Genomic DNA, 8,347 nt, shown 5'->3' on the forward strand with positions numbered 1-8,347 from the left:
AGTGACGTAAATTGGATTGAAAATCAACTAAACAACCGACCCCGAAAAACTCTTGGGTATTTATCTCCCATCCAGTTTGCTCTAAAACACCAAATTGCACTTCAAACTTGAATCCAAGAAGTAGTGTGTATTGAGAAAAAACTCAGTACTCGGCGGGTTTTCCTCTTAATGCTCACTACTCATTACTGAATACTCACTACTCATTACTGATATATGGCTAAAGTTGTTATTTTTGGGGTATTAGATACGGCAGAGTTAGCGCATTTCTACCTGACTCACGACTCCGACCACGAGGTAGTTGCCTTCACGGTCAATCAGGAATACCTGAAAGAAACTACTTTTTGGGGACTGCCGATAGTTCCTTTTGAAGAAGTGGAACTACTTTTTCCTCCTTCAGAATTTAAATTTTTTGCCCCTATGACAGGGCGAAAAATGAACAGAAATCGTGAAAAAGTCTATCTCGATGCCAAAGCAAAAGGGTATGAATTTATTTCCTATATCAGCTCAAAAGCCACTTTGTTTGGCAATGAAATTGGCGAAAATTGCTTTATCTTAGAGGATAATACCATTCAGCCTTTTACGAAAATCGGCAACAATTGTGTGCTCTGGAGTGGCAATCACATCGGTCATCACGGAGTTATCAAAGACCATGTATTTTTTACTTCTCATGTTGTACTGTCAGGTCATTGTACAGTTGAATCTTACTCATTCTTTGGCGTAAATGCCACTATTCGCGATTATACCACCATTGCCGAAGGTACACTTGTGGCCATGTCAGCCTCAATTACAAAAAGCACCGAAGCTTGGGGCGTTTATATGGGTAGCCCTGCCGAAAAAAGACCTATCCCAAGTTACAAAGTATATTAAATCAGCAGCAAGAAGTCAGGCGTTTCTTGTTCTCGCTTCTGACTTCTCACTCCTGACTCCTGAACAAATGGACGTTTCGATTATCATTATTCATTATAAAACCCTCAAACTTACGACCGATTGTATACGCTCTATTTATGAGCATACGAAAGGAGCAAGTTTTGAAATCATTATTGTTGATAATGATTCACAGGACGGAGCAGATGATATTATTAAAAACGAATTTCCTGCCATTAACTGGCTCAATATGGGCTACAATGCCGGTTTTTCGCGAGCCAACAATACAGGAATTCGTGCGGCAAAAGGCCGTTATTACTTATTGTTAAATTCTGACACTGAACTTCTGGACGATAGTATCACGCGTTGTGTAGATCGATTGGATGCTCAGCCCGAGACGGCGGCGTGTGGCGGTATTCAGCTTTTTTCAGATGGGAGTCCCCGTCCATTTTATCGGAGTTTGGCTATCTTTAAACGAACTATGTATGTGCTTCCTCCGGGGCAGTTTTTCATAAAGCTTTTGGAAAAATTCATACCTGAAACTCATTATGATGACCCCAGTCAAGTGGATTGGATTCCGGCGGCTTTTTTATTGGCCAAACGGGAGGCAGTTGCAAAAGTAGGATTGCTCGACGAAGATTTTTTTCTGTACGGCGAAGATGTAGAATGGAACTGTCGATTGGGACGCGTAGGGAAACTGAAAGTATTTGAAGATTGTGGATATATTCACCACGAGTGGGGTAGTAATCCCAAACGGAAAGACGTCCTTATTACGATTATTAATCGCTTTTATCCCCAAATTCAGCTTTCCAATTTGGTTTGGGTACGCAAAGAGTTCGGGATTGGGCGTTATTTGGGTTTGATGCTAAATTATTACTTAATGATTCCTATCTATTTTGGCTGGAAAATAGCGTTGAATATCTCCAAATTTCGTAATCCATTTGGGGAATTGGAACAACAAAAAGACTTTACCCGTAAAATTTGGCTGTTTTCTACCTATTTTTGGAAAATCATTCGCAACAAGCCTTATTTTTATAAGCTCGACCCAAAGAGCCACGTCTAACGCATGAAGATTTTATTTTTTACGCCCACAGGAGCGCGGACGGGTTCGGAAATGGTGCTTTGGTACTTAATCAAACACTTGGCAGGAAGCGGCATCAAAACAGCAGTCTATTCGCGCCAAGCGGGAGAATTATTCGCTAAAAACTCACCCGCCGACGCGACTTATCTTCACAAATTTCACCGTGGGTTACCTTATTATTCCGTAGAGGCAGTTTATCACCGTGTCTTTGGGCTGACTCCCGAAGAAAGCTACATCAAACGGATTCATAACGAGTTCAAACCTGATATTTGGTACTTCAATACGATTACCATGCCTCAGTTTTCACGATTAGCTCGAAAACTGAATGTTCCGTACGTAGTGCACGTCCACGAATTATTGGAAACTTTTGATACACTGCGAGCCGATTCTTTCTCCGAAATGCTCACTCACGCTCATACCTCCATTGGATGTTCGAGTATAGTGGTAGAACAGTTAGAGAAAATGGGTGCACCCAATGTACAGCTGTTGCACTCGTTTATTGAAACCGAAAAAATCACGTTAAAACAAGACCCTGCTGTTCTTAAAAATCAGCTGGGGATTCCCAAAGATGCCTTTGTATGGCTGATGTCGGGGACCATGTGTATGCGTAAAGGATACGATATGATCCCCGATTTACTCAAACTACTTCCAAAAAGTGCCTATTTAGTATGGTTAGGAAGTCCAAGTGAGTACGGAATTTCGTATTATTTGCAGGAACGGGTGAAGCGCGAAGGATTAAATTTCATCGCGTTGGGAGCTAAAGGGGGGCAGGATTATTACGATTATCTGAATATTTGCGACGGCTTTGTACTTACTTCCCGCGAAGACCCTTTTCCGTTGGTGATGATTGAATCAGCCTATTTGCAAAAACCCGTGGTGGGCTTTAATTCAGGTGGAATCAGAGAATTTGTACAAGAAGGAATGGGAGAAGTAGCCCCCGCATTTGACATTCCGAAACTGGCCGAAATCATGCAAAACGTAATGAGCGGAAAGCTCATCATTCATAAATCAATACTGAGAAAACGTGCCTTGGAGTTTGACGTAAATAACCAATTAGGAAATTGGCAGAAATTAGTAACCAAATTTTGACAAAAAAAATACTTTTCATCAGCCACGATGCCAACCGCGCAGGCGGGCAAATTGTATTGTTGCAGTTGCTGCGGCAATTGAAGCAACACAACTTGCCAATGCACTTGTTGCTGTGCAGTGATGGTCCATTGGAAGATGAGTTTAGAGAACTACTGCCTACAACACGTTTACCTCGTTTGGATGATGTTCATTTCAACCCCTTCCTTGAAAAGTTCCTTTCCTTTTTTTCACTGGGTTCCTGGGTAAAACAACGAGTATTAAACAGGCGTTGGACACGGTTTCAATCCACTCTTCTTTCACAGAATATCGGATTGATTTTCGCGAATACGATTGCCTCTGCGGCGGCCTATCGGCAGTTGGATTTCCTCTCAGCTCCTACGATATTGTTTGCGCATGAATTGGAAATGTCTATTCAAAAATTCAGTGATCCTACTGATATGGCTTATCTGATGGGGCGTACCAATCATCTCATTGTCGTATCAAGGGCTGTGGCAAGCTATTTTCAAAAAACGTATCAATACCCTGAAAATCAAATCAGTACATTTCAGATTATTGATACTCCCTTGATTTTGAAAAATATTGAAGAAGGGCGAAAAGTAGATATTCGACAAAAGATGGGTTTGCCCGCCAACGCGATTTTGGTAGGCGGATGCGGGCACGCGGAGTGGCGCAAAGGAAACGATATTTTTATGATGGCAGCACAGCAGGTCATCAAGCATTTTGCTGATAAACCTGTCTATTTTGTGTGGGTAGGGATGCGGGAAGACTCCGAATTGTACGAAGTGCAACGCTTCGATGCCCATCGAATGGAAATGTCCGACCGCATTATTCACATAGGGCTGACTTCTCACGTTTTTCAGTACTTAAGCCAATTTGATATTTTTGCCCTTACCTCTCGCGAAGACCCTTACCCTTTAGTGGTTTTGGAAACAGCACTGGCTGAAAAACCAATTGTCTGTTTTGAAAAAGCAGGAGGAGCTCCGGAACTCGTGGAAGAGGATGCAGGCTTTGTAGTTCCTTATCTGGATGTTTTTGAAATGAGTCAACGAATCATTGAACTCATCAACAAGCCGGAATTGAGACTGAAAATGGGGCAAAATGCCAAAAGAAAGGTATTGGAAAGACACCCTACGGCTCAGAGCGTAAATAACGTTATGGAAATAATCAATAAACTATGCGCCTCAAAATCATCAAATTATGGGTCATCATAGCGAGTTTGGTCTTTGTCTCAACCGAGTTTTTATCCGCGCTTGATTTCCTCACTCCCTTTTGGATTCGATTATTTTGGGCATCAGTTTTAGGAACTGCCCTTTATGGGAGTTTTGCCACAAAAACGCAGCGTACTTCTCTATTCACTTCCTTTCTTGCTCCTGTTCGAACTTTTCGTCAACTACCGCGCAGCTACCGTATTTTAGTAGTTGTTTCAACCATTTTTGTTATTCTTCCACTGTTTTTTCTTGCGATTTATGCTCCTCCCAACAACGTTGACTCCATTAACTATCACCTGACACGTGTTGTTTGTTGGCTTCAAAACCATAACGTGAAGCATTATCCTACTTTTCACGTACAGCAGCTGTATCATAATGTGATGTCAGAGTATCTACTGCTGCATGTACTGGCATTGAGCGGTACTGACTATTTTCTAAATTTAGTACAATGGAGTGCCATGATTGGTACCGTTTTCGGGATAGGGCTTATCAGTAAAGAATTGGGATTCAGTTTACAGAATCAAGTTATTGTTGGCGTTTTACAACTTTCTCTGCCTATTGGAATATTGGAAGCAAGCACTACGCAAAACGATTACGTGGCCACCTTTTTCTTCATCAGTTTTCTTTATTTTGGATTAAAAATCCTCGATAACTTTACTTGGAACAATGCCTCATGGATGATTCTCAGTTTGGCATGGGGCGGTTTTACTAAATATCCCATTTTTTTCTACGCGTTTCCTTATTGTTTGTGGATAGGTTTTCAACTACTGAAAAAGCAGGGGCTAAAGGTTACTTTTAGTCTGTTCTGCGCTGCCTTTTTGTGCCTTATCCTTGTCTTCATGCCCTTTTTTTGGCGTAATTATCAATTGTTTAACAATATTTTAAGCCCTTCTTTTGGTCATCCTCTCTTCGTGGAAAATATTGCCACCGAGAGGCACGGTTTACTTTATCCCCTCAGCAATGCGGTAAAAAATACAGGTTTGCATTTAGGACTTCCTAATTCAGCTTGGAATGCTCAAATTGATAATTTGATAACACATGTACATCAATTAATAGGCATTTCTATCAATGATTCCTTGATTTCATTAGATATCTACCGTACTCAATTTGTGATTCAGGAAGATATGTCAGGCAATTTTTTGATGTTTATAAGTTGCATTTTAGCGTCAATTTGGTTGCTGTTTCAAAAAGGCCACTCCAAATTCAAAGGAATCCTTATATGTACAATTATTGGATTTCTTATTTTTTGTACGGCCGCCAAATTCCAATTGTGGAGCTCACGAACACACATGCCATTATTTGCCCAAGGCGTTATTTTAGTAGGGCTTTTTCTCTCCAAACTTCCTAAAAACAGGAAAGTAAGTATTTCTTTTCTGTTTGTTTTGGCGGCTTTGCCTTATGTTATCAACAATTTTAATAAGCCGCTCATTCCAATCAGATATGCCTCTAAATACCTTTTAGGATATATACCCCGGCATCTTTGTGTTTCAATTGAAGATCAAGAATCTTCTTATCAAAACGTACTGGGTACTGCGTATGACTTTGAAAAAAGAGAGCCTTGCTTCCCTTTAAAGGCTAATCCTACGTATTCAGAGCGCCGGGATATTGTTGCCAAATTGGGTGATTTGGGGTATTATCAAAAAGAAAACGAGCACATCTTTAAACACTCCAGAGAACACTATTTTTTTATTACAGACAAAGAATACCCTTCTACTTATTCTGAATTTACGGCGTTGGCAAAATTGATACCCCAAGCTACTCAAACGGTGGGGTTACTATTTAACAAAAAATTAGGCTTTTACCATTATTGGAGCATTCTAAACAGACAATTGCCATCGACTTGGGAAATGAAATATGTACTGTGTCACAAAGAATATTTGGCATTACCCAATGCGAGTCGGATATTTGCGTATGAATATGTGTTCTGCGACGATGAACGACTCATCGACAAATACATGTCTAAGGATGACATTGCGGCTATTTATCGTACAAAATCATTGGTATTGCTTCATCTCAAACGTCCTTCTTCTAAATACTACTTTATTACACAATGACATTAGCTTTTACGCTTTGTTCGATTAATTATCTGGCCCAAGCCCGTACTTTAGGAGATTCCTTAAAGCGTACTAATCCACACATAAGATACATTATCGGTCTGGTTGACCGACTGGATACGGCGCAGGTACCTGACGATAAACTTCCTGATTTTGAACTTCTTGAATTGCACAAAATTGGAATTGACGGATTGGATGAAATGTGCAAACATTATAATATAACCGAATTGAACACGGCCGTTAAACCTTATTTCATTCGCTATTTTTTTGAACGAATCCCTCAAATAAGAAATGTCATTTATTTTGACCCGGATATTATTGTCTACCAACCTCTTACCGATTTAGAGAATTTGCTCGAAAAACATGACATTGTATTAACCCCTCACCTCACTACACCTATTGAGGACCAACTTACTCCCAATGAGTTGCATCATCTCAATACGGGAGTTTATAATTTGGGCTTTATTGCTTTACACAAAAGCCCTGAAGCTGTGGATTTTGTAAAGTGGTGGGAGGAAAAACTGTTTGACGAATGTAAAATTGATCTCTGCAATGGATTGTTTGTGGATCAGCATTGGGTCAATTTTGCGCCTGTTTTTTGGAATAATGTTCATGTAGAAAAACACTTGGGCTGGAATGCTGCCTATTGGAATTTACACGAACGCACTTTTTCAGTAGAAGACAGACAACACTTGGTCAATCAAGAACCGGTTGTGTTTTTTCATTACAGCGGTTACGACCCCGCTAAACCAGCGGTGATTTCAAAGTATCAAAATCGATTTACCTTCGAGCAACGGCCTGATTTGAATCCCTTGTTTGACTATTATCGAAACGAGTTATTGAGAAATCATAACGCCTATTACCGTCAGTTTCCCTGTTATTACATTAAATCGGAGCCTGTTTATAAATACCAACGAATTCGTCAAGTATTGGTTAAACCCATCGAAAAGCTTTTGAACCGACTTTGATTCATTTTTTAATCTCGAATCTCTACCACTTTTGAAAACCCTCATTTTCACAGTTTGTACCGCCGAACAATACCCTTTTGCCAAGGTATTATCTGATAGTTTACCCAAAAATATACCGTTTAAAGTAGGGATTGTTGATGGCAATGTATCCGGACCGGATGTGGTAACATTGGATAAATTATCAATAAACGGGCTTGATGAAATGCAGGACCGCTATGATAATGAATCACTTGTATCGGCAACCAAGCCTTATTATGCAGCCTACTTTTTGCGTAGTGAAGGGATTGAAAACGTTATCTATTTTGACCCAACGATTCAGGTAATGGGAGATTTGGAGGTGATTGTCCAAGCACTTCAAAAGGCTGAAATTCTTCTCACTCCTCGACTCACTGGAAAGTTTGGAACGTCCATTTACGGAGATGAAAAGTTATTCCTGAATACAGGAATGTACGACGCGGGTTTTTGGGGAGTTCGCAAAACGGAAAATGTCTTTCGGTTTTTGAAGTGGTGGCAGGACCGACTTGCTGACCGTGCCCGGTTTGACCTCTGCAATGGCATGAATCATGAGCAACTTTGGCTCAATTATGTACCCATCTTTTTTGAAAATGTAACAGTTAATAAAAGTAAAGGATGGAATGTGGGTTTACAAAACCTACATGAACGCATACTGACAAAACAGGCAAATAAATGGATGGTTAACCAAATGGAGCCGTTGCTATTTATTAATTTTAGAGAGTGTCTGTCGGATTCGATACCCGTAAAAAAACTGTTAGAGCAATCAGGAGCAGAACTTCTTCGCGCAGATTTCGTCGAAAAGGTCAAAAAATATACAAATCAACTACCTGCTATTTTTTCCTTACGAGCTACCCTTGAGCCAACCTTACCCACTTGGAAGCGAGAATTGCGCAAAAAGCTACAGGGGATTATAGATAAAATTAACTATTTCCCCCTTTATCATAAAATAACTAGGGCAATTGCATGAAGTGGTAAGTTAGCCCGACCTTTGGGAAATGAATGTAGCTGAATTTTTCTTTGAGTTGGACGACCCTCGCCGGGACGGAAGCTGTTATCACGTCCTATCGG

General features: G+C 40.4%; 7 protein-coding genes. All 7 read left to right on the forward strand.

Going from position 1 to position 8,347, the window contains the following annotated elements; all coding sequences use genetic code 11:
• The first annotated feature begins 213 nt into the window (after positions 1-213).
• On the forward strand, positions 214-867 hold the full coding sequence (locus Q0081_RS17145) for an acetyltransferase (RefSeq protein ID WP_298355776.1): 654 nt from the start codon (positions 214-216) through the stop codon (positions 865-867).
• A 67-nt stretch (positions 868-934) separates the two neighbouring features.
• Entirely contained in the window at positions 935-1,927 is a 993-nt protein-coding gene (locus tag Q0081_RS17150) for a glycosyltransferase family 2 protein (protein WP_298355779.1), read from the forward strand.
• A gap of 3 nt (positions 1,928-1,930) precedes the next feature.
• The gene (locus Q0081_RS17155; RefSeq protein WP_298355782.1) at positions 1,931-3,034 is read left to right on the forward strand and encodes a glycosyltransferase; all 1,104 of its coding nucleotides are present in this window, start codon (positions 1,931-1,933) and stop codon (positions 3,032-3,034) included.
• Complete coding sequence (locus Q0081_RS17160) at positions 3,031-4,245, forward strand: glycosyltransferase family 4 protein (RefSeq protein ID WP_298355785.1); 1,215 nt, start codon at positions 3,031-3,033, stop codon at positions 4,243-4,245. Before Q0081_RS17155 ends, Q0081_RS17160 begins: the two co-directional genes overlap by 4 nt.
• The gene (locus Q0081_RS17165; RefSeq protein ID WP_298355788.1) at positions 4,209-6,296 is read left to right on the forward strand and encodes a hypothetical protein; all 2,088 of its coding nucleotides are present in this window, start codon (positions 4,209-4,211) and stop codon (positions 6,294-6,296) included. Before Q0081_RS17160 ends, Q0081_RS17165 begins: the two co-directional genes overlap by 37 nt.
• Positions 6,293-7,264, forward strand: a complete 972-nt coding sequence (locus tag Q0081_RS17170) for a glycosyl transferase (RefSeq protein WP_298355791.1) — start codon at positions 6,293-6,295, stop codon at positions 7,262-7,264. The genes Q0081_RS17165 and Q0081_RS17170 overlap by 4 nt, the downstream gene beginning before the upstream one ends.
• Before the next feature lie 31 nt (positions 7,265-7,295).
• Positions 7,296-8,246, forward strand: coding sequence for a hypothetical protein (locus Q0081_RS17175; protein ID WP_298355794.1), 951 nt, complete (start codon positions 7,296-7,298; stop codon positions 8,244-8,246).
• The last annotated feature ends 101 nt before the right edge of the window (positions 8,247-8,347 follow it).

The organism is Runella sp. (assembly GCF_027484545.1).
Lineage (GTDB): Bacteria > Bacteroidota > Bacteroidia > Cytophagales > Spirosomataceae > Runella.

Excerpts from the sequence above, each read along its gene's own strand:
- Q0081_RS17145 (WP_298355776.1), top strand. The coding sequence starts at position 214 with ATGGCTAAAGTTGTTATTTTTGGGGTATTAGATACGGCAGAGTTAGCG.
- Q0081_RS17150 (WP_298355779.1), top strand. The coding sequence starts at position 935 with ATGGACGTTTCGATTATCATTATTCATTATAAAACCCTCAAACTTACG.
- Q0081_RS17155 (WP_298355782.1), top strand. The coding sequence starts at position 1,931 with ATGAAGATTTTATTTTTTACGCCCACAGGAGCGCGGACGGGTTCGGAA.
- Q0081_RS17165 (WP_298355788.1), top strand. The coding sequence starts at position 4,209 with ATGCGCCTCAAAATCATCAAATTATGGGTCATCATAGCGAGTTTGGTC.
- Q0081_RS17170 (WP_298355791.1), top strand. The coding sequence starts at position 6,293 with ATGACATTAGCTTTTACGCTTTGTTCGATTAATTATCTGGCCCAAGCC.